This is a genomic window from Agrobacterium sp. B1(2019) (assembly GCF_008274755.1).
GTDB classification, from domain to species: domain Bacteria; phylum Pseudomonadota; class Alphaproteobacteria; order Rhizobiales; family Rhizobiaceae; genus Agrobacterium; species Agrobacterium salinitolerans.
Window position 1 is genome coordinate 1,043,367 of sequence record NZ_VTPB01000002.1, and the last position, 26,201, is coordinate 1,069,567.

25 protein-coding genes and 2 pseudogenes are annotated in these 26,201 nt (G+C 60.5%); 16 read left to right on the forward strand and 11 right to left on the reverse strand.

Annotated elements, in window-relative coordinates; genetic code table 11:
* Positions 1-46: 46 nt before the first annotated feature.
* Together AGR1_RS19595 and AGR1_RS19600 are read left to right on the forward strand one after the other, a co-directional pair.
* Positions 47-958 (forward strand): 2-dehydro-3-deoxygalactonokinase, encoded by a 912-nt coding sequence (locus AGR1_RS19595; protein ID WP_149147915.1) that lies wholly within the window; start codon positions 47-49, stop codon positions 956-958.
* Between the two features lie 68 nt (positions 959-1,026).
* A complete protein-coding gene (locus tag AGR1_RS19600) occupies positions 1,027-1,653 on the forward strand; it encodes a GDSL-type esterase/lipase family protein (RefSeq protein WP_149147916.1) in 627 nt (208 codons plus the stop codon).
* A 124-nt stretch (positions 1,654-1,777) separates the two neighbouring features.
* Here AGR1_RS19600 and AGR1_RS19605 read toward each other — a convergent pair whose 3' ends face one another.
* From AGR1_RS19605 to AGR1_RS19625, 5 genes are all read right to left on the reverse strand, one after another.
* Positions 1,778-3,136 carry a sigma-54 dependent transcriptional regulator gene (locus AGR1_RS19605; protein ID WP_080794801.1) on the reverse strand — a complete coding sequence of 453 codons (1,359 nt, stop codon included), beginning with the start codon at positions 3,134-3,136 and terminating at the stop codon, positions 1,778-1,780.
* A complete protein-coding gene (locus AGR1_RS19610) occupies positions 3,133-4,947 on the reverse strand; it encodes an ATP-binding protein (protein WP_187772234.1) in 1,815 nt (604 codons plus the stop codon). Before AGR1_RS19610 ends, AGR1_RS19605 begins: the two co-directional genes overlap by 4 nt.
* Before the next feature lie 242 nt (positions 4,948-5,189).
* The gene (locus AGR1_RS19615) at positions 5,190-5,567 is read right to left on the reverse strand and encodes a DUF1850 domain-containing protein (protein WP_149147918.1); all 378 of its coding nucleotides are present in this window, start codon (positions 5,565-5,567) and stop codon (positions 5,190-5,192) included.
* Complete coding sequence (locus AGR1_RS19620) at positions 5,564-7,675, reverse strand: TRAP transporter permease (RefSeq protein ID WP_149147919.1); 2,112 nt, start codon at positions 7,673-7,675, stop codon at positions 5,564-5,566. Before AGR1_RS19620 ends, AGR1_RS19615 begins: the two co-directional genes overlap by 4 nt.
* Positions 7,676-7,797: 122 nt before the next feature.
* Positions 7,798-8,742 carry a TAXI family TRAP transporter solute-binding subunit gene (locus AGR1_RS19625; RefSeq protein WP_149148026.1) on the reverse strand — a complete coding sequence of 315 codons (945 nt, stop codon included), beginning with the start codon at positions 8,740-8,742 and terminating at the stop codon, positions 7,798-7,800.
* Between the two features lie 325 nt (positions 8,743-9,067).
* On the opposite strand from AGR1_RS19625, the pseudogene AGR1_RS29655 reads away from it, so the two are divergent.
* From AGR1_RS29655 to arsK, 5 genes and pseudogenes are all read left to right on the forward strand, one after another.
* Positions 9,068-9,201: pseudogene (locus tag AGR1_RS29655) on the forward strand (arsenical-resistance protein); the annotation flags it as partial.
* A pseudogene (locus tag AGR1_RS19630) lies at positions 9,190-9,420 on the forward strand (NAD(P)H-dependent oxidoreductase); the annotation flags it as partial. The pseudogenes AGR1_RS29655 and AGR1_RS19630, both read left to right, overlap by 12 nt.
* A gap of 76 nt (positions 9,421-9,496) precedes the next feature.
* Complete coding sequence (locus tag AGR1_RS19635) at positions 9,497-9,817, forward strand: metalloregulator ArsR/SmtB family transcription factor (protein WP_149147920.1); 321 nt, start codon at positions 9,497-9,499, stop codon at positions 9,815-9,817.
* A gap of 54 nt (positions 9,818-9,871) precedes the next feature.
* Positions 9,872-11,299: an NAD(P)-binding domain-containing protein gene (locus tag AGR1_RS19640; RefSeq protein ID WP_149147921.1), complete on the forward strand. Its 1,428-nt coding sequence runs from the start codon at positions 9,872-9,874 to the stop codon at positions 11,297-11,299.
* On the forward strand, positions 11,296-12,513 hold the full coding sequence (arsK, locus tag AGR1_RS19645) for an arsenite efflux MFS transporter ArsK (protein ID WP_149147922.1): 1,218 nt from the start codon (positions 11,296-11,298) through the stop codon (positions 12,511-12,513). The genes AGR1_RS19640 and arsK overlap by 4 nt, the downstream gene beginning before the upstream one ends.
* A gap of 229 nt (positions 12,514-12,742) precedes the next feature.
* Here arsK and AGR1_RS19650 read toward each other — a convergent pair whose 3' ends face one another.
* Genes AGR1_RS19650 through bioB form a run of 5 tightly spaced genes read right to left on the reverse strand, consistent with a single transcriptional unit; the run spans position 12,743 to position 17,886 of the window.
* Positions 12,743-13,729, reverse strand: a complete 987-nt coding sequence (locus AGR1_RS19650) for a beta-ketoacyl-ACP synthase III (RefSeq protein ID WP_149147923.1) — start codon at positions 13,727-13,729, stop codon at positions 12,743-12,745.
* Between the two features lie 2 nt (positions 13,730-13,731).
* Positions 13,732-15,081 carry an adenosylmethionine--8-amino-7-oxononanoate transaminase gene (locus AGR1_RS19655; RefSeq protein ID WP_149147924.1) on the reverse strand — a complete coding sequence of 450 codons (1,350 nt, stop codon included), beginning with the start codon at positions 15,079-15,081 and terminating at the stop codon, positions 13,732-13,734.
* Complete coding sequence (gene bioD / locus AGR1_RS19660) at positions 15,078-15,713, reverse strand: dethiobiotin synthase (protein WP_080794783.1); 636 nt, start codon at positions 15,711-15,713, stop codon at positions 15,078-15,080. Before bioD ends, AGR1_RS19655 begins: the two co-directional genes overlap by 4 nt.
* The gene (locus AGR1_RS19665; protein WP_080796524.1) at positions 15,710-16,855 is read right to left on the reverse strand and encodes an 8-amino-7-oxononanoate synthase; all 1,146 of its coding nucleotides are present in this window, start codon (positions 16,853-16,855) and stop codon (positions 15,710-15,712) included. Before AGR1_RS19665 ends, bioD begins: the two co-directional genes overlap by 4 nt.
* A complete protein-coding gene (gene bioB, locus AGR1_RS19670) occupies positions 16,852-17,886 on the reverse strand; it encodes a biotin synthase BioB (protein ID WP_149147925.1) in 1,035 nt (344 codons plus the stop codon). Before bioB ends, AGR1_RS19665 begins: the two co-directional genes overlap by 4 nt.
* A gap of 232 nt (positions 17,887-18,118) precedes the next feature.
* Here bioB and AGR1_RS19680 point away from each other — a divergent pair, with 232 nt between their 5' ends.
* From AGR1_RS19680 to AGR1_RS19710, 7 genes are all read left to right on the forward strand, one after another.
* The gene (locus AGR1_RS19680) at positions 18,119-18,565 is read left to right on the forward strand and encodes an acetyltransferase (protein ID WP_080794779.1); all 447 of its coding nucleotides are present in this window, start codon (positions 18,119-18,121) and stop codon (positions 18,563-18,565) included.
* A gap of 123 nt (positions 18,566-18,688) precedes the next feature.
* Positions 18,689-19,099 carry a hypothetical protein gene (locus AGR1_RS19685; RefSeq protein WP_149148027.1) on the forward strand — a complete coding sequence of 137 codons (411 nt, stop codon included), beginning with the start codon at positions 18,689-18,691 and terminating at the stop codon, positions 19,097-19,099.
* An 87-nt stretch (positions 19,100-19,186) separates the two neighbouring features.
* Entirely contained in the window at positions 19,187-19,417 is a 231-nt protein-coding gene (locus tag AGR1_RS19690) for a hypothetical protein (RefSeq protein ID WP_020010092.1), read from the forward strand.
* Positions 19,414-20,889: a TolC family protein gene (locus AGR1_RS19695; RefSeq protein WP_149147927.1), complete on the forward strand. Its 1,476-nt coding sequence runs from the start codon at positions 19,414-19,416 to the stop codon at positions 20,887-20,889. Before AGR1_RS19690 ends, AGR1_RS19695 begins: the two co-directional genes overlap by 4 nt.
* Before the next feature lie 14 nt (positions 20,890-20,903).
* A complete protein-coding gene (locus AGR1_RS19700; RefSeq protein WP_149147928.1) occupies positions 20,904-22,253 on the forward strand; it encodes a copper oxidase in 1,350 nt (449 codons plus the stop codon).
* Between the two features lie 52 nt (positions 22,254-22,305).
* Positions 22,306-22,782: a plastocyanin/azurin family copper-binding protein gene (locus AGR1_RS19705; protein WP_080794771.1), complete on the forward strand. Its 477-nt coding sequence runs from the start codon at positions 22,306-22,308 to the stop codon at positions 22,780-22,782.
* Between the two features lie 24 nt (positions 22,783-22,806).
* A complete protein-coding gene (locus tag AGR1_RS19710) occupies positions 22,807-23,091 on the forward strand; it encodes a copper-binding protein (RefSeq protein ID WP_149147929.1) in 285 nt (94 codons plus the stop codon).
* 58 nt (positions 23,092-23,149) lie between these two features.
* Here AGR1_RS19710 and AGR1_RS19715 read toward each other — a convergent pair whose 3' ends face one another.
* The gene (locus tag AGR1_RS19715) at positions 23,150-23,983 is read right to left on the reverse strand and encodes a phosphatase PAP2 family protein (RefSeq protein WP_137411320.1); all 834 of its coding nucleotides are present in this window, start codon (positions 23,981-23,983) and stop codon (positions 23,150-23,152) included.
* 169 nt (positions 23,984-24,152) lie between these two features.
* Between AGR1_RS19715 and AGR1_RS19720 the strand changes: the two genes are divergently transcribed.
* Together AGR1_RS19720 and AGR1_RS19725 are read left to right on the forward strand one after the other, a co-directional pair.
* Positions 24,153-24,851 carry a response regulator gene (locus AGR1_RS19720; RefSeq protein ID WP_080794764.1) on the forward strand — a complete coding sequence of 233 codons (699 nt, stop codon included), beginning with the start codon at positions 24,153-24,155 and terminating at the stop codon, positions 24,849-24,851.
* Entirely contained in the window at positions 24,848-26,011 is a 1,164-nt protein-coding gene (locus AGR1_RS19725; RefSeq protein WP_080794762.1) for an ATP-binding protein, read from the forward strand. Before AGR1_RS19720 ends, AGR1_RS19725 begins: the two co-directional genes overlap by 4 nt.
* The last annotated feature ends 190 nt before the right edge of the window (positions 26,012-26,201 follow it).

The following is a 26,201-nucleotide window of genomic DNA, read 5'->3' on the forward strand; positions in this document are numbered from 1 at the left end:
ACCCTATGACAAGCCCCAAGATGAAATGAACGAGGAGGTTCAAGACATGGCAGCAGCGGCGACATCGATCATCGTTGATTGGGGAACGACATCACTGAGGGCGGCGCTCGTTGGTGAAGGCGGCGAAGAACTCGATCATCTGGAAACCGCTGACGGCATTTCGAGCCTTGGCGAAGGTGAACACGAAGCTGCGCTGATGGCAGCACTCGCACCCTGGTTCTCGCGCCACGGGACCCTGCCCGTCGCAGCGCTCGGCATGATTACCAGCCGCAACGGCTGGGTCGAAGTCGCTTATGTGCCGTGCCCGGCAGGCCCGGCGGAACTTGCCGCCGGAACGGTGCGCAAATCGCTGCCGAACGGCTCCGATCTCGTCTTCCTGCCCGGTCTGAACGACCCCGCCCGCCAGCCCTTTCCGGACGTGATGCGCGGCGAAGAAACCCAGATAGTCGGCCACGGCCTCGGCGCAGACGCCACCCTCATCATCCCCGGAACGCACAGCAAATGGGCGCGGATAAAGGCGGGTCGGATCGACGGTTTCCAGACATTCGTGACCGGTGAATTCTTCAATCTGCTGATCAATCACTCTTTCATCGCGCGCGGTTCCACGCAGCCGCCGGTCGATGATCCGCAGGCCTATCGCTGGGGTCTGAAAGAGGCAAAACGATCCGCCGCCATGCTGTCGCTCATGTTTTCGGCGCGAACTGGCGGGCTTGCCGGCCGGCTTTCGCCGGATCAGTTGCGCTCCTATGTGTGGGGACTGGTCATCGGGCAGGAGTTTCGGCAGGCCCGCGATGCCGGATGGTATGCGGAGGGAGACGAGGCAGCGATCGTCGGCAATGACGGGCTGAACGATCTCTATCTGGTTGCCGCAGATGTTTTCGGGCTCAAGACATCCATGGGTGCGGACGATGCTCTCACGAAGGGTGCCCTGGCTGTCCTGCGTCAAGCGATTTCGTAACCTCTGCCGAGAGCCGGATGCCCAAATGGCGGCATCCGGCTTTCAAACCCCATGTTTTTAGGACCGTCATGTACGCCTTCCCAGCCAATATCGGCACCAGCCGTCACGAAAACGATATCATTGCCGCTCTGGTCCGCCTTCAACGCATCGGCCTCCCAGACAATCCGATCGCCTTTTATGGCTCATCCTCGTTTCGAATCTGGGGTTCCGTTGCCGAAGATCTCGGCTCGCTGGATATCGTCAATCTGGGATTTGGCGGCGGCACTTACCTCTCCGCCCGCCACTACATGCACCAGCTTCTGGTCCCTTTAAAACCAAACAGAGTGGTGCTTTATTTCGGCGAAAACGATATTGCCAGCGACGGCCTCAAGGCTCAGACGTCGCTCCGGCACCTGCACGATTTGCGGGATGGAATCTATCGTGCGCTACCGCAGGCGGACGTGTTTGTTGTGGCGATCAAGCACAGTCCGGCGCGCTGGATATACCGCCATGAATTCGATCTCTTCAACCAGATGGCGCGCGACTGGTGCAATGGCAGCGAACGCACAACATGGCTTGACCCGAACGCCGGCCTCATTGGTGAGAACGGCCTCCCGATGTTCCGTTATTATTTACCCGATCTGGTTCACCTGAATGCGGCAGGCTATGCCGTCTGGTCGGAAGCGCTCAGAAAAACGCTGGGTCTGCACAACTGAGGCGGGCGGCAACTTATCTTCGCATCAAGGGAATCCGAATCCACCGCGGACCAACCAGTAGCATCGTCAATCGCACGCTTTTTTAGTACCGGAAGCCCTTCAGCATTATCTCTCTCGCGCGCTTCTATCGCTTTAACCCCGCATCCGCGGGCTCTCCCGGTCGATCCCTCAGTCCGAGACGGGCGATTTTCTCATTGAGCGTGCGGTGGGGGATGCCGAGCCTCGCGGCCGCCTTAGCCGTATTGCCGTTGCTGTCATCGATCGCGCGGCCGATGACGTCAGCCTCGAAGGCGACCAATTGCTCGGGCAGGGTCAGGGGATCGCCGGGCTGCAGGACTTCCCCGCCGGATGCGGCGTCATCGAGCCCAAGAGCGAAGCGCTCGGCGTACGCTTTGAGCTCCCGGACGTTGCCTCGCCATTCCTGCTGCCGCAATCGCGCCAGGAGATCGGCGGATACGCTTCGCTCGGCCCGGCTGTAGCGATGGGCGGCAAGCGAAGCGAAATGGCCAAAGAGCAGGCCGATATCCTGCCGGCGCTGCCTGAGCGGCGGGATGCGCACATCCACGGTCGCCAGCCGGTAGAACAGATCTTCGCGGAACCGCCCGGCGGCGATTTCGCCGGAAAGGTCGCTCTTGGCAGCGGCGATAACCCGCACATCGATCGGTCGCAGCCGGTTTTCGCCCAGTCGCTCGACCAAACGCTCCTGCAGCACGCGCAAGATTTTCGCCTGCAGTCCCAGGGGCATCGACTCGATTTCATCAAGAAAGATCGTTCCACCCGCGGCATGCTCGAACTTACCTTGCCGGTCGGCGAGCGCGCCGGTGAAGGCCCCCTTTGCATGACCCAGGATTTCGCTCTCGAAGATGCTTTCGGGCAGCGCTGCGCAGTTGATCGCAACGAAGGGACCGCCCGCCCGGCGGCTTTGCTGGTGGAGCGCCTGCGCGACAAGTTCCTTGCCAGTTCCGGTTTCACCGATGATCAGCACGTCGATATCGACATTCGCCAGCATCTGGATGCGGCTGCGCAAGTCCCGGAGCGCGGGGCTGTCGCCGACGATCTCGACGCCGCCGCCCGTCTGGACCAGCCCCTGAAGGCGGGCGATTTCTTGTTTCATCCGACGCTTCTCGACCGCCTTGTCGAGGATCGAAAGCAGATGCTCGGCATCATAGGGCTTTTCGATAAAGTCCTCCGCTCCCTGCTTCATCGCCTTGACCGCCAGGGTAACATCGCCGTGGCCAGTCATCAGAACGATAGGAACCTCGCTGCGGGCCTTGATCAGGGAGTTCAGAAGCGTCATGCCGTCTATGCTGGGCATGCGGATATCGCTCAACACGACATCCGGCTCGTCGCGAAAGAATTGCTGGTACGCTTCTTCAGGCCGATGGAAAGCGGATACGGAAAACCCGCTGACCTCCAACCAGTCGGTTGCCGCCTTCAGGAGGTCGCGGTCGTCATCAACGAGAAGAATATGTCCGCGGGTCATTGTGCCGCCTCGAGCGGATGTGCGGGCCGCTTGCCCAACGGCATCGAAATCGTCGCCATTGTGCCGCCGCCTGGCGTTTCGGCAAAAAGAATCTCACCGCCGAACTCCCGAACAATCGCGGTTGCAATGGACAGGCCAAGGCCAAGGCCCTCACCCGTGAGCTTGGTGGTGAAGAAGGGCTCGGCAATACGATCACGGTGCTCCGGTGCGATACCCGAACCGTTGTCGATCACCGCTACGCTCACCCGCCCGGCATGCGCAGTCCGCTGGATGGTGACAGAAGGGTTCTGTATGCCTTCCACCGCATCGAGGGCGTTCAGGAGTAAATTGAGCGTCACCTGTTCGAGCTTCACCGCCACGGCAACGACAACCGGCGACGGCCCCCTCGCATCGAAGGCCGGCGTGACACCAAGCGCCTTCGCCCGAGGAGCCGCAAGATCGAGCGCATTTCCTATGACCGCGTCGATGGTGACCGCTTCGAGGTCGGAAGCCCCCTTACGGCCAAATGTCTTGAGGTGCTTGACCGTTCGTTGCATCCGCTTGACCAGCGCGCGCGCATCGAGAAGCCGGTCACCCACTTTCGCGGCGGCCTCTTTCTCCGCCAGAACACCGGCGGTCGCCAATGTGGCTTCAAGCGCCGCCAGCGGCTGGCTGACCTCATGCACGATCGCAGTCGACATCCGGCCGAGGGCAGCCATCTTTTCGGAATGGATGAGCCCTTCCTGCGCGCGGCGAAGCTCGTCCTCTGTCCGCTTGCGCATGTCGATCTCGCGAGCGAGATCCTGCGTGCGTTCGGCCACCTTGCGTTCCAGGATTTCGCCCTGGCGCAGCCGCATCCGGATGATGAGCGCGCGCTGATGCAGGAAGTAGAGCGTGCCGGTGGATATGAGGCCGGCGATCAGCGCCGCGAGCGCCCAGAAGCCGGCGATCTTGCCGGCGTCACCCGTGCTCGTTGCCGCCAGCACCAGCCAACCGTCCGGCTCGACGCGCGAGAATTTCGCCAGGAGCCGCTGCCCGCCCTCCTCCACATGGAGCGCCCGCTCGTCCGTATTGTCCGCCGGCGGGGTTACGCCCGAAGGGAGGATAGGTTGTCTCGCCGCAAGATCGGCCCCCTCGTAGGTCCGTTCATTCGCAAGCCGCTCGACGGCCTCATCGGAAAGTGCCGCCAGCGGCCGGTATTTCCAATCCGGGTTGCCGGAGAGAAAGACGATGCCCCAGCGGTCGGCGATCGCAGTCTGGACACCCGCAGCCTCCCAGGTCAATTCGAGCGGCAGCAGATCCGCCTTAACGACGGCGACGATCGGCGGACGACCGGGCACGTCTATCCGCGACGTGAGAAAATAGCCAGGCTTGCGAGTGGTAACGCCGATCGCGTAATAACGCCCCTCGCCCGTACGCAGCGCATCCTGAAAATAAGGGCGGAAGCTGTAATCTTGGCCGACGAAGCTTTCACCAGTCGCGAAATTGCTCGCGGCAAGCGCGATCCCGCGGGCGTCGAGCACGTAGAGCTCGGCGGCGCCGGCTTGCCTTACGACTGTCTGAAGATAGCGGTTGGCGGCATCAAGAACGGCCGGGCTGGGTTCGCTTTCTGCAAGGGCGCGTATGCGGGCATCCTCGCCCATAACAAGTGGTAGATAACGAAACCGTTCGATCTCCGTGGCAATCGCCCTGTTGGTCAGGAAAAGACTTCGCTGAATCTGCCCTTCCAGGGCGCCGGTCGCCGCACTGCTCGCAAGATGGTAGGCGACAAAAGGCGCAATGCAGGTCACGACCAGCATCAGGACAGTCATTCTGCCGATGTTGCGCGCCATTGCCGAGTCGACCTGCCTTCCGGATGTGTCCTTAGATCGAAAGCGACCCAAGGACGGATTGTAAGTGTTGCAGCGACCTTTGCGGATCTGAAAACCGTGTCGTGTCGCAAGAATTGTCCGATGCATCGAGTGTAGCGCCTCTTTCTTGCAGAGAGAACAGCAGATCCGCAAGTGAGCGATCTGAACTGCTGCATCGTTCCCTCTTCAAATATCTTGCGATTTACGGACCCCCGCAGCAGGCCTCACGGCGGAGGGGCGTCACATGGCCGCAGGACGATCGGCTCCTGTTTCTCTCGCCCGAATTCGCGGCAACCACCGACATCGCAGAGCGTCCAGCCGGAGATTGTCGCCCCGGAAGCAGCCAGGACCAACTCGGGGATCGGCGGAAGCTCCGGCGTCCAGATTGACCAGCCGCCTTCGCGATGGGCATTTTCTCCCGGTTCCATACCGGCGCCCGAGCCCTGGACGCGCGCCTCCTCGAGAAGAAGGCCCTGCGATGTGGCGGCCCAGCGCTCCTGCCACTGGGTTTTCTCGACAGAATGCGTCCAGCCGAGCGTGAAGACGCTGGCAGCTAAGGCAACAGCCTTGCCGCCAGCAATGATGCAGACCAGCGTGCTCACACGGCCTCCGACGCCGGCTTGCCATTCGCCGTTCGCGCCCGCCGCCAGATCAGAAATACGAAGAGCGCGGCAAGCCCGAAGCCCACCTCATCGGTCAAAGGAAGGGCCGCAAGCAGGGTAAAAGCAGCCGCGGCCGCAAGCGCGCGCTCTGCAATCGACAGCCGGACTGAGACGAAGCCGATCACGGCCGTACCCCAGAGCCCGATCGCAAGGCCGGTCTTGATGACGATATAGGCGACCGCGAGCGGATAGCCGACGGCCGCGGCCATCGCTCCGCCGTCTTGGAGCATCAGCGCCGGCGAATAGACGGCCATGAACGGGATGACAAAACCCGCCGCCGCCACCTTGATCGCCTGCATTGCGATCTTCAGTCCGCTTTCGCGCGCAATTGGCGCTGCCGCAAAGCAGGCGAGTGCGACCGGCGGCGTCAGGTCCGCCAGGATTCCGAAATAGAAGACGAACATGTGGCTGACGATGAGCGGCACGCCAAGTTCCAGCAGCGCCGGGCCAGCGATCGACGAGGTGATGATGTAGTTAGGGATCGTCGGTATACCCATGCCGAGCACGAGGCAGGTCACCATGGTCAGGAGCAGCGACAGGAAGAGGCTCTGGCCGCCGACCGAGACGATGAACTGGCCGAAGGTGTTGGCCGCACCCGTCAGCGTCATCGTTCCGATGATCACACCGACAAGCGCGCAGGCGATTGCGACCGGCAAGGCCGTCTTCGCACCTTCTGCAAGGGCGTCGCGACAGGTCACCAGCGTCTCCCGGCCGCCCTTCGAGAACGCGTTGGCCCCGATGAGCAATGCCAGCGCGGCGACGATCACGCCGATGCCGTACTGGAAGAAGGCGGCCGCCACGAGACCAAGGCCGATCCAGAAGATGATTCGGATTACGCCGGCGGGCAAACCCAAGACAACCGAACTGCCAAGGATCAGCAGGGTCGTGAAGGCAAGGCCGACCGTGCCTGCGAAGAGCGGCGTGTAGCCCGAGAACAGCAGCCAGACCAGCGCCGCGAGCGGCAGGATCAGATACCATTGCTCGACGACCGCAGCCTTGGCCGAAGGCAAATCCGCCTTCGGCAGGCCGAGCAGCCCGCGCTTGCCGGCCTCAAGGTGCACCATCCAGAAGGCGGAAGCGAAATAGAGAATGGCCGGAATGATCGCCGCCTTAACGATCTCGTGATATTCGACGCCGAGCGTCTCTGCCATGATGAAGGCGACAGCGCCCATGACCGGCGGCATGATCTGCCCGCCCATCGAGGCCGTCGCTTCGACGCCGCCGGCAAAAGCCGGTCGATAACCGAACTTCTTCATCAGGGGAATGGTGAACTGCCCGGTCGTCACCACATTCGCAACGCCGGAGCCGGATATCGTGCCCATCAGGCCGGAGGAAATGATTGCCACCTTCGCCGCACCGCCGCGCTTGTGGCCGACGAAGCTTAGTGAGACATCGGTGAAGAGCCGGATCATACCGGCCTTTTCGAGGAAGGCGCCGAAGAGAATGAACAGGAAGATATAGGTCGACGACACAAAGGTCGGAATGCCGTAGATGCCCTCCGTACCATAGGCCATATGGTCTATCACCTGAGCGAAACCATAGCCGCGATGATCAAGCGGCGGCGGCAGATATTCACCGAACAGGCTGTAGGCGAGAAAGACGCCGGATATGATTGGCAAGGCCGGTCCCATGATCGCCCATGCGGCGGCGAAGACGATAGCAATCGCCAGGACGCCGACGGCAACATCGCGCGGAAGCGGATCGCCGGCACGAACGAGCAGTTCGGCATATTCGTAGCACTGGTAGAAGGCCACCGCCGCCCCAAGCAGGGCAAGGACCCAGGCAAACGTCTTTGCGGACGCGCCGCGCCCGGCGAATGTCGCCAGCAACGGGAATACGAGCACGGTGACGAAGCCGACGTGCACTGCCCTGACGATCTGGCTCGGCAAGTCGAGCATATGCGCGGCGGTCGATATCTGGAAAATGGAGAAGGCAAGCGCGATCGCAAACAGGAGTCGTCCGTCCCAGGTCTTCGGAAAGGCCTGGGTCAGAGTCTCGTGCCCGTTAAGCTCCGCGGCATGATTTTGTTCATTTGTATTGTCGAGCATGGATTCCTCCCGAAAATCCGAGCAAATGTGGGCGGCGCTGGCCCGCTGGAGGACCGTGCTTCCAGAGGCCGACGCGCAATGGCCGCAGCAGCAACCTCGGCGCCGGACGCCGCCCGTCGCCGTTAAAGCAGACCTTTTTCCTTATAGAAGCGCTCAGCTCCTGGATGGAGGGGAACAGGCATGCCTTTGAGCGCGCCCTCGATGCGGATATTCGCTGCCGCCTTGTGCGCCGCCTCGAGCGCCGGCAGGTTCTCGAACAACTGCTTGGTCATCTGGTAGGCGGTTTCGTCGGAAACCTCGGAATGTGTGATGAGGAAATTGACGACCGCAACCGTCTTCACATCGCTAGTCTGGCCCTGATATGTGCCGGCTGGAACAGTTGCGCTGATGTAGGGCGCGCCGAGCTTCGTGGCGATTTCCTCGGGTATCGTGACCATCTGTACCTCGACGGAGGTTGCCAGATCTTTGAAAGAGGAGACACCGAGACCGGCAGACTGCAGCGTCGCATCGAGTTGCCGGTTCTTCATCAACTCCACGGATTCGGCAAAGGGCAGATATTCCGTTTTGCCGAGGTCTGCATAGCTCATGCCGGCGGCGGCAAGAATCGCTCGGGCATTCAACTCCGTGCCGGATTTCGGCGCGCCGACGGAAAGGCCCTTGCCTTTGAAATCGGCAAGGGTGGCGATGCCGGATTCTTTCGACGCCATGATCTGGATATAGTTCGGATAGATGGCCGCGATCCCGCGCAGCTTATCGAGCGGGGCCTTGAATCCGGCATCCGTGTTACCCTCCCAGGCCAGCTTGACCGAATCCCCCAGCGCAAAGGCGATTTCACCGCGGCCCTGCTGCAGCAGGTTGAGGTTCTCGACCGAGGCCTTTGTCGCCTGAACCTGGGTGCGAGCACCTTCAATCTTCTCGCCGTAGATCTTGGAGAGCGCAACGCCGAGCGGGTAATAGACGCCCGATGTGCCGCCGGTCAGGATGTTGATGAAATCCGCCGCCCTTGCCGCTGTCCCGGAAAAGGTGATGGACGTGCTTGCGATTGCCAAAATGATGGCGCGTTTCAGTATGCTGTTCACTGGTTTCCTCCCACTCATTTGTGATCAACGCGACCGTTACCGGAACGGAACCGCGTGACGCAAAAGCAGCAAAAGACGGGCCAACTCTAACTAATTGAATTTGCGGAGAAGAAAAAGATTCACGAACGACAGCAGGCGAATTTCCGCCTGTCGCACGCGGATTGCTGGCAAGATTCCGCCTGAATTTTGCGACAATCCCCTTCATTCGATGATCGTGCGCGTTCGGCGTGGATACCGATGAATTAGCCGTTGAAGCCGCGTTTCGTGGATACGGAGCGGGCCCATTTGATCCGCTTTATTGACGGCGAGATACAGTCGGGTCGATTGGTGCGGCATCGGCGTAACGCTGCTGGTGAACTGGGCGGTCAAGCCCTTCTCGATGGCACTGTTGGGTTGGCTGTTTATCGGATGGCCTTCCGACCATTACTGCCGATAGCGCAGATCGACTGGATTCCGCTGTCTGTCGACTCAGTCCGGCCGACGCAGGGCAAGACGCTTGCGGTTATGCAGGTGTTGAGCGGATCGCAGTCCTTCAACGCCATCAACCAGCTCCGGGTTCTCGGACGCTGGATGCGCATGATCACCATTCCCAACCGGTCGTCGGTCGCCAAGGCCTTTCAGGAATTCGACGCTGACGGGCGCATTAAGCCATCATCCTGCTATGATCTGACCGCGTCAAGGCTATTTCCACATTTGTCGAAATAGACTTGACTTCGTAATGGGCACGGCCCATGCTATTTCCATGAAAATCGAAATAGCCGCCGCCCAGCTTGAAGCCCTCGGGAATATCACCCGCCTCCAACTCTACCGGACGCTTGTTCGCGCCGGAGAGGATGGATTGCCCGTAGGCCGCATTCAGGAAAAGCTGGATATCGCGGCGTCGACGCTCTCCCATCATCTAAAGCGCCTGGTCGATACCGGCCTCGTGACCCAGGAACGGCAGGTGACGACGCTGATCTGCCGCGCCAACTATCCGGAAATGCAGGCACTGGTCGGCTATCTCGTTGACGAATGCTGCGCGGATGCCAACTGTTCATCGAAGACCGTGGAGGCCGCGGAATGATCCCTTTTTTTGCCTCTATAATTCTAAATTACTAGAAATATCGAAGGAACTGTCATGTTGAATGCTGGTGAACTTCCCGTGGCCGTCATTGGTGCTGGACCGGTCGGTCTCGCCGCCGCAGCGCATCTCGCCATCCGTGGCATCCCGTTAATTGTTTTCGAGCGCGGCGACACGGTTGGTGCTTCGCTGATCGAGTGGGGACATGTCCGCATGTTCTCTCCATGGAGATACAATATTGACGCAGCCGCCCGCTCCCTTCTTGAGAACGCGGGATGGCAAGGCCCTGATGAAGATGCTCTGCCAACCGGGTCCGACATTGTTGGCGCCTATCTGCAGCCGCTCGCCGCACTCCCGCAGATCGCGCAGAACCTCAAGCTGGGCGTCACCGTCACCGCGATCACCCGCGAGGGCCTGGACAAAGTCTCGTCCGCCGGCCGCGACGTTTCGGCCTTCCTCGTCAGATACAGGGACCAAGATGGCGAGGAAGCTCGGGTTCGGGCCCGCGCTATGATCGACGCCTCCGGCACTTGGACGCAACCGAACCCGATCGGCGTCGACGGCCTACCCGTCCTCGGCGAGACGGCGGCTTCCGATTCCATCTCGTATGGAATTCCCGATGTCGCTGGCGTAGAGAGGCGTAAGTTTGCGGGCAAGCGCGTCCTCGTGATTGGCGGCGGCCATTCCGCGATCAATGCGGCGCTGGCGCTGATGGAGGTTCAGGAGGCAGAACCGGGCACGGAGATATTCTGGGCGCTTCGTCGTGGTGGCCTCGACCGCCTGCTAGGCGGCGGATTGAACGATCAGTTGCCGGAGCGCGGCGCGCTCGGCCTTGCCGCCAAGAGCGCCATGGAGGATGGTCGCCTGAATATGTTGACACCGTTCGCGGTGAACAGGATTCAGAAGGAAGGTTACAGTCTGCGCGTGGAGGCAATGCTCGCTGGTGCGCGATACTCGATCGCCGTCGATCAGATCATTGTGACCACGGGATTCCGGCCGAATCTCTCGTTCCTGCGCGAACTGCGTATCGCACTCGATCCTACCGTCGAGGCGCCGCCGGCACTTGCGCCGCTGATCGATCCCAACCTCCACTCCTGTGGCGACGTGCCTCCGCATGGCATCGTCGAACTCGCGCATCCGGAACCTGGATTCGCGATCGTCGGGTCGAAGTCTTACGGGCGCGCACCCACCTTCCTGATGGCGACCGGATACGAGCAGGTGCGCTCCGTGGCGGCGGAGATCGCCGGCGATCACAAGGCGGCGCGCGAGGTCCATTTGGTATTGCCGAAAACAGGTGTCTGCAGCGTCGATCTTGGCGTGAGCGGGACGCAAGACGGCAAGTCCGGGGGGTGTTGCGGCGGCCCGGCGCCAGCGAATGTTGATGCCTGCTGCGTGGCCGACGCGGCGGCGAAGGCGGCCCAGAAAACGGGATGCGGATGCAACGGCAACGCCCGTGCCGGCAACACGTTGGTACAGGCTCGATGAGCGATCACAAAGCTCCTGTCGCCGCGATCCTTGCCCTCGGTCTGACCCAGATCATTGGCTATGGAAGTCTCTATTACAGCTTCAGCATTCTCGCGCCCGCCATGGCGCGAGATTTGAACTGGTCGTTGGAATGGATTTTCGGCGCACTATCCGCCGCTCTCCTGATCGGGGGGCTCGCAGCGCCCACGATGGGGAAATGGATCGATCGGTTCGGCGCCGGCCGTGTCATGACGGGCGGCTCGGCAATCGCCGCCGCGGCGCTGGTGGCTTGCGCCCTCTCCTCCGGCAAGGTGGCATTCGTTCTCTCGCTGATCGCGATCGAGACGGCATCCAACCTGGTGCAGTATGGAGCGGCCTTCGCATTGCTCGTCCAGATCAAGCCGCAGGTCGCGCAGCGCAGCATCACCTACCTGACACTAATCGCCGGCTTCGCTTCAACAATCTTCTGGCCGATTACGACAGCGCTACAGGCTCACATGTCATGGCAGCAGGTCTATCTGGTCTTCGCTGCGCTCAATCTCTCGGTCTGCATGCCACTTCACGCGTGGCTGTCGTTCAAGGCCACAAGAAACCGCAAGGGCGCGAGCGGAGAACCGGCCAGGCAAGTGGCTCCCGGTCTGCAACCTTCGATACGACCAGCTGCGTTCGTCCTGATGGTGACGGGCTTTGCGCTCGAGAGCTTCGTCAACGCCGCGCTGCTCGTACACATGGTTCCCGTTCTCTCCGGACTCGGGCTTGGAGCCATGGCCGTCATGGTCGGTACGCTGTTTGGTCCATCTCAAGTTCTGAGTCGCTTCGTTAATATGGTTTTCGGGAGCGGCCTGTCTCAATTGATCTTGGCACTCATTTCCGCCGTCCTGTTGCCAGCGGCGCTCATTATTCTGATCGCCACCGCTCCATCTGTTCCAGGTGCTCTGGTGTTTGCGGTGGTTTTCGGCCTGGGTTCAGGCCTCAGCAGCATAGTGCAAGGCACTCTTCCGCTAGCCCTCTTCGGAAGCCAAGGTTACGGAAAACGTCAAGGCCAAATCCTTTCGATCCGTTTGGTCATCTCGTCGACTGCACCGTTTGTCTTGGCTTTCATGATAAATGAGGTCGGCGTCGCATGGGCTTTGTCGGTCGCCGCCTTGCTCGGTTCAGCTGCAGTCGCAGCTTTCATCGGCATCATACGCTTAATGTCGCGAAAACACACGGCCCAGCTTAAACAACCTGCCTAAATCAGGCAGCTCATCCTTGATGGATCAGACCCAAGAGGCACGATGATAGCTGAATAGGCCGCTGCCAGCGTCGTCGCGGTATTGGCGTCATAGATATGGAAATCCGCTTTATGCAGCACCTCCGTACCCCATGAAGGTCCAGGTTCCCTAGCCAAATTTCTCCAAATAAAGTCAGCTTCTTGAGTTGTGAATATAGCACAGCATCGCGACATCCCGTGCCCTGCATCGTTCATGCGCGATAAACGGCCGCTCCACCCGTCATACCGGCGCCGGCGGCGGTCAAAAGCAGGGTTTCGCCTTCTGCGAGAGGCCTTTCGGCGTTGGTGACGGAGAGCGAAAGCGGAATGGTTGCGGCGGAAGAATTGCCGAAGCTTTCTATGGTGCGGACCGTCTTTTGCCTGTCAATGCCGAGATTGCCGCAGACCGCGTCGAACATACGGGCATTGGCCTGATGCGGCACGAAACGGTCGATATCGACTGCCGTCATTCCGCCTTCATGCAACACCCTTTGCGCGGTCTCGGTCATCAGCGTCACGGCACGGGAGAAAACCTCACGGCCGTCACGCATTGTCATCAGCGCCTCCTCAGTGGATGTATCGGCTGAGAAGGGCTGGCTGCTGCCCCCCGCCGCTATCTGGATCAGACCGTAACCGCCGCCATCCGCAACGAGATCGGCCGACAAAAGCCCACGCTGCGCCTGGCGGCAGGGCTTGAGTACGACGGCGCCGGCGGCATCGGCGAACAGGACTGCGCTTGCCCTTTCCGCCGGATTGATACGACGGCTCAATATATTGGCGGCAACGACGAGCACGGCGCGGCCGTGGGTGCGGACAAAGCCATCCGCGAGGGTGAGCGCATAAAGAAAGCCGGAACAGGCCCCGGCAAGATCGATCGCGCCAGATCGGGCGAGGCCCAGCCTGTGTGCGAGCAGCGGCGCCGAGGGCGGCAGAAGATGATCCGGCGTGGAAGTCGCAAGCAGCGTCAATGCGATGTCATCGGAGCCGATTTCGGCGTCTTCCAGCGCCATGCGGCCGGCTCTCGCCGCAAGGCCGCTCAAAGTGTCGCCCTCTTGCGCCCAATAACGCGTGCGGATGCCGGTGCGCCGCTCGATCCAGCCGGCTTCCAGCCCGAGACTGGTCTCTATCTCGGCATTTTCAACACATCTTGACGGAACGGCATGACCAAAACCGGCCATGCGGGAAGAACGGGTCTGCATTGTCAGGACTCTCGGAGACGGTTCTGGAACAGGCTGAATATGGCCGCACCCTGTTTTCGCGCGATGCCGGCCGCAGGCGATTTTGACGATGCGGTTTCGGTGACGATCCCGGCCACCTCGTCGATGGCGTCAAAGGCGCTGCTTAAATCTTCCGCCGTCGAACAATAGGGCGGCATCAGGTAAAGCACATTTCCAAGCGGGCGGATGACGAACCCGCGCTCGCGGAACAATTGCCGCATGCGTGGTCCCGCCTCGGCGAGATACCCGCCGGCGGGCGTCACGAGATCGAGCGCCGCGATGGTCCCCATTTGCCGAATACCGGTAAAACGCCGGTCATCCGCAAATCGCTGGAGATTGTCGTGCAGAACCTGTTGCAATTGTCCGATGCGTTGAAGCACGGGCTCATCCCGCCAGACCTGAAGATTGGCGACGGCCGCAGCACAGGCGATCGGATTGGCCGTATAGGAACTGGAATGGAAGAAGGTCTTGCGGCGATCCGTCGAAAAATGCGCATCAAAGATTTCCGCGCTGCACAGCGTTGCCGCCAGCGGCAAGGAGCCGCCAGTCAGGCCCTTGGAGGTACACAGAATATCTGGGGCAATGCCGGCCTGTTCGCAGGCGAACATGGTTCCGGTTCTGCCCCAGCCCGTCATCACCTCGTCTGCAATGACGAGGCAGCCATGGCGTTCGGCGATCTGTTTCAGCCCGGCCAGAACATCCGCGCCGTAGATCTTCATGCCGCCCGCCCCAAGCACCAGCGGCTCAACCAACAGGGCGGCGATACGGCCTGAACGGCAGAAGTTTTCGAACATGTCCAGCGTGTGCTGTTCGTCGCCCGCTTCCGGAAAAGCCAGCCGGTCGACGCCGAAGAGCAGCGGTTCGTAAGCAGCATTGAAGACACCGCGCTCACCGGTCGACATGGCGCCGATAGTGTCGCCGTGATAGCCGTGCTCCATCACCACGATACGGTCGCGCTTTTCTCCGCGATTGTGGAAATATCCTAGCGCCATTTTCAGCGCTACCTCAACCGCAGTCGAGCCGCTATCGGAATAAAATACATGGCTTAATCCGGCGGGCGCAAGCTCGATCAACCCGCGCGCCAGCGTTTCGGCGGGTTCATGGGAGAACTCGGCGAAAATGACCTGGTCGAAGGCCTCTGTCGCGGCGCGGATGGCCGCCATGATCGCCGGATGCCGGTGCCCGTGGGTGATGACCCACCAGGAGGAAATGGCATCGAACAGGCGATTGCCGTCCTCATCGACGAGAAATGCGCCTTCCGCCGATACGACGCGTTTCATCGGCCGTTCCAGCCCATGCTGGGTGAAAGGATGCCAGACAGGGGAACGGCTCATGCCGGCGCCTCGAGAAAATCAGCGAGATTGAAGTGTCGGGCAAATGCCCGATGCAGTGCCGCAGCCGTCATCTCCTGCAGGCGCGGCAGACGGCCGAGCGGGCGAACGGCGCCTATATTGGCGATGACGCGCTCATTTTCCCGGTTCTCGTCTCCGATGAAAACCACGCCCTGCACGGGAATGGCACGGTGCCGCAACGCCTCGAGCGAGAGCAGCGTGTGGTTGATGGTGCCAAGCGACGTCCTTGCGCATAGCACAAGCGGAATTTGCCAGCGGGCGAAAATATCGGCGAAGAGCACCGTGTCCGTCAGCGGCACCAGAAGCCCGCCCGCCCCCTCGATGACAAGAGGTCCATCCGTTTGCGGCGGCAGCAGCGCGGGATCGATCGTTACATTCTCAAGGTGTGCCGACAGATGTGGCGAAGCGGGCATTTTCAGGCGATAGGCCTCCGGCAGGATACGCGCCTGCGGCACGTCACCCAGTCGTTCCACCGTCTCGCTGTCTGTTTCTTCCTCCAGCCCGGATTGCACGGGTTTCCAGTAATATGCCTGCAGGGCGTGGGTCAGCGCTGCGGAAAAAACCGTCTTGCCGATGCCCGTGTCGGTGCCAGAGATGACGAAACGAGGGCTCATCTTCGCTCCTCCGCCAGCGAAAGGGCAAGCAGCCCGATCATATCGGCGATCTGGCTCTCATCCACGTTGAGCGTGATGGCGACGCGCAGCCGCGCCGTGCCCTCCGGCACCGTCGGCGGACGGATCGCCCGCACATCGAAACCGCCCTCCCGCAGATGCGCGGCGATACGCAGCGAACGGGCATTATCGCCGATCATCACCGGCAAAATCTGCGAGCCGCTGGGCGTCACGCCGAGCTGGGAGCGAAGCTCTTCGCCGGCAAAGTTTACCAGATCCGCCAGCCGCAGGCGCCCCCACGGCTCATCGTCGACGATGCGCAGGGCTTCCCGCACACCCGCCGCCATCAGCGGCGAAGGCGCGGTCGAATAGATGAAACCGCGGGCGCGGTTGACGAGGTAATCGGCAAGCACCCTCGGCAGGCTCAAAAGCGCGCCGGAAAGACCGAGCGCCTTGCCGCAGGTGTGCAACGCCACCAAATTGTCCCGGCCTTCCAGCTCCGCGGCAAGGCCACGCCCGCCGGGGCCGAAAACACCGGTGGCATGAGCCTCATCGACAACAAGGAAGCCTCCGTGTTGCCCGGCAAGATCAGCCAGGGCCGAAAGCGGCGCACGGTCGCCATCCATGGAATAAAGGCTTTCGACGGCGATCCACGGTCGGCCCCGGCCACCCTCCTGTCGCCAGCGGATTATTTCCCGTTCGAATGCCTCGACCTGATTATGCGGCACGGCGATCGCCTTCGCCTTGCCGGCCGCGATACCGTCATGGACGCTGGCATGTATCAGGGCGTCGTGAAGAACGAGGTCTTCCCGCAGCGGCAATGTGGAGAACAGCGCGACATTGGCGGCAAAACCGCTGCCGAAATAGATCGCTTTTTCAGCCCCGAAAAACGCTGCCGCTTCCGCTTCCAGCGCCTCATGTTCGCGGTGGTTGCCGCGCAGCAGTCGCGAGCCACCAGCCCCCACCGGCACGCCCTTTCCGATGGCATCGGCAAATGCCGCCTTCAGTCGGGGTGAATCGGCAAGCCCCAGATAATCGTTGGAGGTGAAATCAACCCCCTGTTGAGGAGCAAGCGCGCGCAGCCGCGATTTGCGCTCCAGGCCGGCAAGCTTCGCCTCGTAGGGGGAGAACGCCGCAAGGTTCACCGGCACCCTCCCGCCTCCCCAGACTGCAATTCCGTGGACTGCAATTCCATCGGCTTCAGGCCCAGACGGCGGAAAAGCGCCGTGTCGTGGTCCTCACCCGGATTATCCGCCGTCAGCAGCGTCTCACCAATGAAGATGGAGTTGGCGCCGGCAAGGAAACAGAGCGCCTGTGTCTCATCGCTCATCTCCGTGCGCCCGGCCGAAAGCCGCACATGCGAACGCGGCATGAGGATACGCGCCAGCGCGATGGTGCGGACGAAATCGATCGGATCGACGGGATCGGCATCGGCAAGCTTCGAGCCGGGGATCGGGATCAGCATGTTGATCGGCACGCTTTCCGGTGGCACCGGTAGATTGGCGAGCGTCACCAGCATCGAAATACGGTCTTCCACCGTTTCACCCATGCCGAGAATGCCGCCGGCGCAGACCTTGATGCCGGCATCGCGGACATTGGCGAGCGTTTCCAGCCGGTCCTCGAAGGTGCGGGTGGTGATGATCTGCGAATAGAATCGCTCGGAAGTGTCGACGTTGTGGTTGTAGTAGTCGAGACCGGCATCGGCCAGCCGCTCGGATTGCTCCGGCGTCAACATGCCGAGCGTCATGCAGGTTTCCAAGCCGAGCGCCTTCACGCCTTCGACCATGGCCACCACGGCCTCCATGTCTCGCTCCTTGGGATTGCGCCAGGCAGCACCCATGCAATAACGCGTCGCGCCGCCTTCCTTCGCCTTGCGCGCTTCAGTCAGCACCCGCTCCACTTCCATGAGCTTGGACGCCTTGAGGCCGGTGGGGTTGCGGGCGGACTGGCTACAATAGCTGCAATCCTCCGGGCAGCCGCCGGTCTTGATGGATAAAAGCCGGCTCATCTGGATGGCGTTGGGATCGAAATGACAGCGATGCACCTGCTGGGCGCGGAACAGAAGATCGTTAAACGGCAAATTATAGATAATTATGGCTTCCTTAAGCGACGAGCCATCTCCAAAACTTACAATCGGAGCCGGATTTCTGTCGATTTGCGTGATGATCTGATCCATTTGCCAATCTTTCCCTCAAAATAAATAGATAGAAGTTATTTTTATCTATTTTTTTTGCGCCACTTTTTGCAAGCACTTTTTTCGAGAAAAATTTTTCGGAGGGAGAGGGCGGCATATGCGAGGATCGGAATCGCCGGCTTTCAATACTGAAATTCATTGAATACGGACGTACTCACGGAAAAGATCGGGCGGGCCCATGGCGTGAAAACTCCGCACTTGCTAAGGGTGAGGCATGATCACATTTCGTCCCTCCGAGAGCCGCGACGCTTCCCGCATCCTCGACATATGGAACAAGGCAGTCGACGCCACCCACCAGTTCCTCCTGCCGGCGGATCGCGCCGCGATCGGGGATGAAGTCGAAGCTTTCCTACCACAGGCGCCGTTGACGCTGGCCGTCGACGCTTCTGACCATGCCCTCGGTTTCATGTTTCTGCATGAAGGGCACATGGAGGCGCTTTTCATCGATCCGGACCATCATGGCCAGGGCATCGGCAAGGCACTGGTCCAGCGGGCGCTTGCGCTTCATCCCGCGCTGACCACTGACGTCAACGAACAGAACACCGAGGCCATGGGTTTTTATCGCCGGCTCGGATTCGAGCCGACCGGACGCTCCGACCTCGACGGACAGGGGCGACCCTATCCGCTCGTTCATCTTCGATTTCGCGCAACGGAAAAATAGGCTGCAGGCTACGCCATTACGCTTGCCATCCTCGCTGCGCGGGAATGCGACATAACGGCTTTCGTCGATGGTTATGAGGGATATCCATTGACAAATCACGGGACTGCAGCTTTTCTATCCAGCATGCGTGAGATGTTGCGAGCATCGAAATTGCTGGCCCTGTTGTTCAGACTGGTGATGATCCTGTCACTGGCGGGCTATAGCGTTTCCACTGTCAATGCCGCAATGCATCCTGCCGAAGCCGGTGGAATGCAGCACGATCAGTCCGCCATGATGGATCACGGCGCGATGATGGACCATGGCGGTTCGGCCATGACGTCCGACAGTCATGTTCACAACGATATGGCCGAACAGGACGGCGGCGTGAAGAAGCCTGTCAATGCGCAGTGCTGCGGCGATTTCTGTCTCGGCATGGCGGTTCTGATCAGCCACGACACCATCGGCAGACCCGTCGTCAACAGCATCCGTTCCTTCCTGGATGACAGCAAGGCGCTGGGCCAGACCCCGCTGCTTCACCGCCCCCCGAATATCTGAACAGGCAAAGCCCGCCTTTGGGCAATGACCGTGCGTGAGCGGCTTTAGCGCCGTCGCGCCGTTGCATCTCCTGTTCGGAAAATATCCATGAACCCTATTTATATTGTGGTTGCAGCGCCCCTGCTTCTGGGCGGCTGCACAGCCACATCCCTGATGAACGACGCCGCCTCCTATGACGATGCGGCAAACCCGACGCTCGGCGCGGGGCCCATTCGCTATCAAACCCCGGTTGCGGGTTACACGCACCGCGCGCCGGCGGACCCGAAGCCCTGGCGTAACCAGAACGATGCGCAGGCTCCGAAAGGAGACGCATCATGACGTTACGCACGTTCAAGCTCGGCGCTAAACTCACGGCCACCCTTTGCCTGCCGTTCCTTCTCGGCGGCTGCGTCACAGCCGCCCAATACGCGTCGCGCGACGCCGGTTTCACCAATGTTTCGGCCAGAACATCCGAGGCGACGGGAAAGCAGGCGGTCTGGGTGCAGAACCGGGCCGAGGCGCAGGCGACGCAGGCCCGCGTCAAATCGCTGATGACAACGAGCAAGACACTTGATGTCGAGACGGCGGTGCAGGTTGCGCTCCTGAACAACAAGGGCCTTCAGGCGGCCTATGCCGATCTGGGCGAATCCGCCGCCACCGCATGGCAATCCACCATGCTGGTCAATCCGCGGATCGGCATCGGGCTGACGGGGATCGGCACCCCGGGGCTCAGGGCCTACAAGGCGATCGAAGGTGTCGTCGTCACCAATATTCTGGCGCTCGCCACCCTCAAGAAAAATGTCGAGATCGCCGATACCGGTTTCCGCAAGGCGCAGCTTGGCGCCGCGCTGAAGACGCTGCAACTCGCGGCCGATACCCGCCGCGCCTGGATTACCGCCGTGGCGGCATGGGAAAATGTCGGCCAGCTGGCGCAGGCGCAGACCGCGGCGGATGCCGCCTCGGAACTTGCCGTCAAGCTTGGAGAAGCCGGTTCGCTCAACAAGGAAGGTCAGGCCCGCGAGCAGGTCTTTTACGCCGAACTGACGGGCCAGATCGCCAAGGCGCGGCTTGAGGCCCGCCTTGCCAAGGAGGAACTGACGCGGCTGATGGGACTGTGGGGCGCCGACATCGAATACACCATTCCCAACCGCCTGCCCCCGCTTCCGAAGGCGCTTGCCAAACGGGACATGATCGAGGCCGAGGCGCTGCAGCGCCGCGTGGACCTGCAGATGGCCAAGCTCGATCTGGAAGCGACCGCCCGGTCGTTCAAGCTCACCGAAGCCACCCGATACGTGACCGATCTCGAAATCCGTTCCGGCTTCGAGACCGAACGCGAACTAGAAGACGGCGAAAAACACAAACAGACCACCGGCAATGCCGAGCTGGAATTCGTCATTCCAATCTTCGATTCCGGTCAGGCGCGCATGCGGGAATCGGAACTCGCCTATATGCGCGCGGCGAACCTGCTGGCGGAAAAGGCGGTCAATGTCCGCTCGGAAGCCCGCTCCGCCTATCAGGCCTATCGCTCGACCTATGACATCGCCCGGCACTACCGCAACAGCGTGGTCCCGCTGCGCACCAAGATCGAGGAGCAGTCGCTCCTGACCTATAATGGCATGATCACCAACACCTTCGAGCTTCTGGCCGACAGCCGGGAAAAGGTCAATTCGAGCCTTCTGGCCATCAATGCCAAACGCGACTTCTGGCTCGCGGAGGCCGGCCTCGCTCCCGCCATCTACGGGGGAGGTACGGGTGCTGCGGCAAGTGCGGAGACCGAGGTTGCCGCCGCTAGCGGCGGTGGCGGACATTGAGAAAGGAAATCACCATGTTCAATAGAAGAAACTTTCTGGGTGTCGGCGCCGCCATGGTCTCCTCGACGGCCTGGGCGAAAACATCAAATAGCAGCCTGCCGGACGCAGCCGTGATGGAGACGGCTGCGACCCAGGCCCCGGTCAAGCCCACCACCGGCCCCGATTACAACCCTGTGGTCACGTTGAACGGCTGGACCCTGCCCTTCCGGATGAACAACGGCGTCAAGGAATTCCACCTCGTTGCCGAGCCGGTGGAACGCGAGATGGCCGAGGGCATGACCGCCCGCCTCTGGGGCTATAACGGCCAGTCACCCGGCCCGACCATCGAGGCCGTCGAAGGCGACCGGGTGCGCATTTTCGTCACCAACAAGCTGCCGGAACATACGACGATCCACTGGCACGGTATGATCCTGCCATCTGGCATGGATGGGGTGGGCGGCCTGTCGCAGCCGCATATCCCCGTTGGCAAGACCTTCGTCTACGAGTTCGATCTCGTGAAATCAGGCACCTTCATGTACCACCCGCATTCGGACGAGATGGTGCAGATGGCGATGGGCATGATGGGTTTCTTCGTTGTCCATCCGAAGGACCCCACCTTCATGCCGGTGGACCGCGATTTCGTGTTCCTCCTCAACGCCTTCGACATCGATCCCGGTTCCTATGTGCCGAAGATCATGACGATGACGGACTTCAATCTGTGGTCATGGAACAGCCGGGTGTTTCCGGGCATCGATCCGCTGGTGGTTTCCAAGGACGATCGGGTGCGCGTGCGCGTCGGCAACCTTACCATGACAAACCACCCCATCCACATGCACGGTTACGATTTCGAGGTGACCTGCACGGATGGCGGCTGGGTGCGGCCCGAGGCGCGCTGGCCGGAGGTCAGCATCGACATCCCAGTCGGCGCCATGCGGGCCTATGAATTCGACGCCAAATATGTCGGCGACTGGGCGATCCATTGCCACAAGTCACACCATACGATGAATGCCATGGGACATGACGTCCCAACCTTCATCGGCGTCGACAAGAAGACCGTCGCAGAGAAAATCCGCAAGGTGCGGCCGGAATATATGCCGATGGGCACCGCCGGCATGGCCGATATGGGCGCGATGGAAATGGAAATCCCAGAGAATACCGTACCCATGATGACGGGTTGGGGTCCGCACGGCCCCATCGAAATGGGCGGCATGTTCTCCGTGGTGAAGGTTCGCGAAGGCATCTCCGCAGGCGATTACTCAGATCCCGGCTGGTACGAAAATCCGCCCGGAACCCAGGCCTGGGAATGGCCCGGCGCGTTGCCGGATACGACCAAGACCAATGACCCCAAAACGCAGATCACGCCGAAACCGATGAAACACGGCTGATCGCGCAGACACAACCCCACAAGATCCTCCAACAAAATCAAGGAAATATGGAATGACCAAACTGAAAATTGCACTGCTTTTTGCCGTTCTCGCCACGCCCGCCCTTGCATCGGGCACCCACGGCGACGGCCATGAAGCGATGGCGATCGGCGAACCGGGCGACAAGGCCAAGGTGACCCAGACCATTCAGGTGACGATGAAGGAAACGCCCGATGGCAAGATGATTTTCACCCCCGGCAAGTTCGAATTCAAGAAGGGCAAGACCGTGCGTTTCGCCGTGAAGAATGTCGGCGAGCTCGACCATGAATTCATCCTCGATGAACATGAGGCCAATCTGAAGCACAAAGCCGCCATGGAGAAGGCTCCAGAGATGGAGCACGACAATCCGAACGCCATCAGCCTCGCGCCCGGCGAAAGCGGCGAAATCATCTGGAAATTCACCAATGACGGCATGTTCGAATTCGCCTGCCTGAAACCTGGGCACTACGAAGCCGGCATGCGCGGCGATCTCAAAGTTTCGGCAAAGTAACCCCTTCAACAAAGGAATCTGACCATGAAGACGATCATTAAAATCACCGTCGCAACAATGCTTTCACTGGCTGTTCCCTTCGCCGCTTTCGCGCAGGAATTCACCAAGGGCACGGTGAAGAAGGTGGATGCTGACGCAAAGAAAGTCACCATCATCCATGAGGAACTGAAAAACCTCGATATGCCGGCGATGACGATGGTGTTCCGCGTCAAGGACGATGCTTTGCTGGCTAAGCTCAAGGAAGGCGCCAACATCGAGTTCGTCGCCGAACGCGAAGACGGCAAGCTGGTTGTTGCGCAGGTAAAATAAAACAGCCCGTGCTTCGCCCCCAGTGCCGGACCGAAAGGTGCCGCACCGGGGGCGAATCTCACACGGATTTATCGCCCGGGCTTCGCGGTTGTCTCGCGACATATCCCGACAATTTGCGCAGGAACAGGACGTCGATCGCCAGCGCATGTCTCGCGAAGGGTCGATCGAGTGCAAAAAATACCGCGAACATCAATGGCCAGGCAATCAGGATATCGGACAGGAAATGGGCGCCCATGGCGACCCTGTTCAACGAGCAGAGCACGATAAACGGCATCAGTATTGCAGCCGCACTCGGTCTGAATTTTTCCGGCAGCAGTATGATGAAGGCCAGGAGGGCGATGGCAGACGCACTTTCGCCGGAGGGAAAAGAGCAATTGCGGGAGCAGCTGCCATCAATGGAGAGAACCGGCGTAAAAAACGAATTTGACCCGAATTCAACGATATGCCGGGGTCTTGCCCGGCCGAACAGGTTTTTCAGGACATGCACGGTTGCGCCCGGCCCCAGCCCATAAAAGGTGAGAATGAGCAGCAGCTTGTGCGGGCGAAGGGTTCGCCGCAAGCGGGGGACGAACGGCATGACGAGGAGAAGGCAGGCGAGTGCCGGCAATAAAATAGCGGGGAGCACGCGGTTCAGGTCGCGGACCGCAACCAGGAACGGGTCCTCGCCAAGGCGGAAGCCATCCGTCCAGAACCAGCGGCTGGCGCTCATATCGATACCCGGTCTCAAGGTGAAGAAGACCATCATTGCAAGCGCTGACGAAAGGGCAAGCAGGGAGGGGCTGGCGAAAACCCAGGCGACGGTTCGCCGCGCCGTGATGGCCGGGGGGAACCCGGGTTTTTCGGGCTCGCTTGACCATTTCTTTCTGGTTTCATCGGAGAGAGACTGTCGCATGGCCAGCTCTCTTCCGCAGAAATGTCAACGCTCTGCGGAGGAACTTCCAAGACTTTGAGAAAACCCGCGCCTGCAGCATTTATCTCGGGCGGCGGCTATTGCCCCGTGTTTTGCATCGGCCTAGCTTCCCGGCAGTAAACAGTAACATTGATAAGTTTGCAGGTTCAGCATGGATAAAGGACTTATTCTCATCGTCGAAGACGATCCTGACATCATGCAGATTCTGGATGCCTATCTCATTCGTGACGGATACAGAACCGTAAGGGCCGCCGATGGCGAAACTGCGATCACACATTCCTCCATGTTGAGACCGGATCTCATTCTTCTCGACATCGGGTTACCGAAACTCGATGGCATTGATGTGCTGACACGTATCCGGCGGGACCGTGATACGCCGATCATCATGGTCACTGCCCTCGCAGAAGATATCGACAAGCTGACCGGACTGCGTCTCGGCGCGGATGATTACATCGTCAAACCTTTCAACCCGCAGGAAATGATCGCACGGGTGAATGCCGTGCTGAAACGCACGCGTCAGCCGACCGGCGGAGGGATCTTGCGTTTCGACGCTATAGAAATAGATACCGAAGCTTACATTGCCGCTATTTACAGCGATGCGGGGCGAACCGTTCTACCATTGACGCTCAGCGAGTTCAGGATTCTCGCCCATATGACACGTCGCCCCACCTATGCCTTTCAACGGGCCGATATTCTGGATGCATGCCTGCCGGAAAGCGATGCGCTGGCGCGCACGGTCGATACGCATATCGCCAACCTGCGCAAAAAACTGACGGATCACGGCGCCAGCGGCTATCTGGTGTCGGTACGCAGCATTGGCTACCGGCTTGCCAGGGAGCAGACGTCATGAGGTTCCGCCTGAGCACGATTACGGCGATCACGATCACCACAATGCTCATCTTTGCCGTTGCATTGGTCTATTTCGGTGTCTCCTGGTATGCGGACAACATTCAGGAGCGCGCCATCGCCAAGCTGTCGCCCGATGCCGCCAAGGCTTTCTCGGATATTGACCGGGGTGTGATGCCGGACCAGCGGCAGCTTCAGGCGCTTCTCGATGTTTTGCCAGACACCGAAAAAGCCGCTGACGACGAGCTTCTGACTTCGGTTTTCGGCTTTGGACTGCTCGCTGTGCTGCTCTGCAGCCTGCTCGGTTTTTTCATTTCCCGGCGCATTGTTGCGCCCTTGAGAGACCTGGCAGACGCGGCGCGCCGCATGGCGGGCGGCGACTTCAGCGACGGCAAAAACCGCAAGGCAAAGCACATCGTCGAAATCGCGTTTCTGGTGGAGAGCTTCGACAGCCTGACACAGGAGCTTCAAATGATGGAGCGCCGGCTGAAATTCAATACCATGGCAGTGGCCCACGAATTGCGCACGCCGCTGACGATCCTGCAGGGCCGCCTGCATGGTATTCTGGATGATCTATTTCCCCTCGACAAGGAGGCCGTTCGCCAACTCATCGTTCAGGTGGAAGGGTTGACGCGCCTTGTCGACGACTTGCGGACGCTTTCTCTGGCTGAAACCAACAGCCTCGTCCAGGACCTTCAGCCGCTCGATCTCGCCGCCGAATGCGCGGCAGTGGTGGAGGCGGCGCGGCCACTCATCGAAGAGGCCGGCATTCTCATCGACATGTCACTGGCGCCCGCTCCTGTTTACGGCGATCGCCAGCGTCTTCGTCAGCTGATGCTGATCCTGATGGACAATGCGCGCCGCTATGCGGCGGATGGCAGGAGCCTGCGCTGTTCAACCGGGCTTCTTGAGGGGCGCCCCTTCCTTGCGATTGAAGACAAAGGGCCGGGCTTTCCCGGCGGCGTCGAGGCACACGGCATCGAACTCTTCTGGCGGACAGAACCGTCGCGCGCGCGCAAGACCGGCGGCACGGGTCTCGGCCTGTCGATTGCCCGGGCCATCGCGCGGGCACATGATAGCGACATGCAGATAAAGGCGGGGCAAATAAAGGCGGGAGAGACTGGCGGAACCACCGTGACAGTTCTCTTCAAGGCGACCGCCTGAAAATTTCGACGGGACAAATCCGCCTCGCTCCGCTTGCGATCCACCGCGATAACGATCCTGTCCTCACATTATCGGCCGTTTCTCGACACAGTCTTCACAAATCCGGCGCATCTCGCGGCTGAACCCTTACGCTCAGCCGGAAATACAGCCCATGACGCCCCTTCAGGATGTTGCCGTTTCGGCAGAGAAA

What these genes read in the sequence shown, in the direction of transcription:
- AGR1_RS19720 (WP_080794764.1), top strand. Translation starts at nt 24,153, where the DNA reads ATGGATAAAGGACTTATTCTCATCGTCGAAGACGATCCTGACATCATG.
- bioD (WP_080794783.1), bottom strand. Translation starts at nt 15,713, where the DNA reads ATGAGCCCTCGTTTCGTCATCTCTGGCACCGACACGGGCATCGGCAAG.
- AGR1_RS19685 (WP_149148027.1), top strand. Translation starts at nt 18,689, where the DNA reads ATGCGTGAGATGTTGCGAGCATCGAAATTGCTGGCCCTGTTGTTCAGA.
- AGR1_RS19700 (WP_149147928.1), top strand. Translation starts at nt 20,904, where the DNA reads ATGTTCAATAGAAGAAACTTTCTGGGTGTCGGCGCCGCCATGGTCTCC.
- AGR1_RS19595 (WP_149147915.1), top strand. Translation starts at nt 47, where the DNA reads ATGGCAGCAGCGGCGACATCGATCATCGTTGATTGGGGAACGACATCA.
- AGR1_RS19690 (WP_020010092.1), top strand. Translation starts at nt 19,187, where the DNA reads ATGAACCCTATTTATATTGTGGTTGCAGCGCCCCTGCTTCTGGGCGGC.
- AGR1_RS19620 (WP_149147919.1), bottom strand. Translation starts at nt 7,675, where the DNA reads ATGCTCGACAATACAAATGAACAAAATCATGCCGCGGAGCTTAACGGG.
- arsK (WP_149147922.1), top strand. Translation starts at nt 11,296, where the DNA reads ATGAGCGATCACAAAGCTCCTGTCGCCGCGATCCTTGCCCTCGGTCTG.
- AGR1_RS19635 (WP_149147920.1), top strand. Translation starts at nt 9,497, where the DNA reads ATGAAAATCGAAATAGCCGCCGCCCAGCTTGAAGCCCTCGGGAATATC.
- AGR1_RS19610 (WP_187772234.1), bottom strand. Translation starts at nt 4,947, where the DNA reads ATGGCGCGCAACATCGGCAGAATGACTGTCCTGATGCTGGTCGTGACC.
- AGR1_RS19725 (WP_080794762.1), top strand. Translation starts at nt 24,848, where the DNA reads ATGAGGTTCCGCCTGAGCACGATTACGGCGATCACGATCACCACAATG.
- AGR1_RS19695 (WP_149147927.1), top strand. Translation starts at nt 19,414, where the DNA reads ATGACGTTACGCACGTTCAAGCTCGGCGCTAAACTCACGGCCACCCTT.
- bioB (WP_149147925.1), bottom strand. Translation starts at nt 17,886, where the DNA reads ATGGATCAGATCATCACGCAAATCGACAGAAATCCGGCTCCGATTGTA.
- AGR1_RS19650 (WP_149147923.1), bottom strand. Translation starts at nt 13,729, where the DNA reads ATGCAGACCCGTTCTTCCCGCATGGCCGGTTTTGGTCATGCCGTTCCG.
- AGR1_RS19705 (WP_080794771.1), top strand. Translation starts at nt 22,306, where the DNA reads ATGACCAAACTGAAAATTGCACTGCTTTTTGCCGTTCTCGCCACGCCC.
- AGR1_RS19680 (WP_080794779.1), top strand. Translation starts at nt 18,119, where the DNA reads ATGATCACATTTCGTCCCTCCGAGAGCCGCGACGCTTCCCGCATCCTC.
- AGR1_RS19710 (WP_149147929.1), top strand. Translation starts at nt 22,807, where the DNA reads ATGAAGACGATCATTAAAATCACCGTCGCAACAATGCTTTCACTGGCT.
- AGR1_RS19605 (WP_080794801.1), bottom strand. Translation starts at nt 3,136, where the DNA reads ATGACCCGCGGACATATTCTTCTCGTTGATGACGACCGCGACCTCCTG.
- AGR1_RS19640 (WP_149147921.1), top strand. Translation starts at nt 9,872, where the DNA reads ATGTTGAATGCTGGTGAACTTCCCGTGGCCGTCATTGGTGCTGGACCG.
- AGR1_RS19715 (WP_137411320.1), bottom strand. Translation starts at nt 23,983, where the DNA reads ATGCGACAGTCTCTCTCCGATGAAACCAGAAAGAAATGGTCAAGCGAG.
- AGR1_RS19600 (WP_149147916.1), top strand. Translation starts at nt 1,027, where the DNA reads ATGTACGCCTTCCCAGCCAATATCGGCACCAGCCGTCACGAAAACGAT.
- AGR1_RS19655 (WP_149147924.1), bottom strand. Translation starts at nt 15,081, where the DNA reads ATGAGCCGTTCCCCTGTCTGGCATCCTTTCACCCAGCATGGGCTGGAA.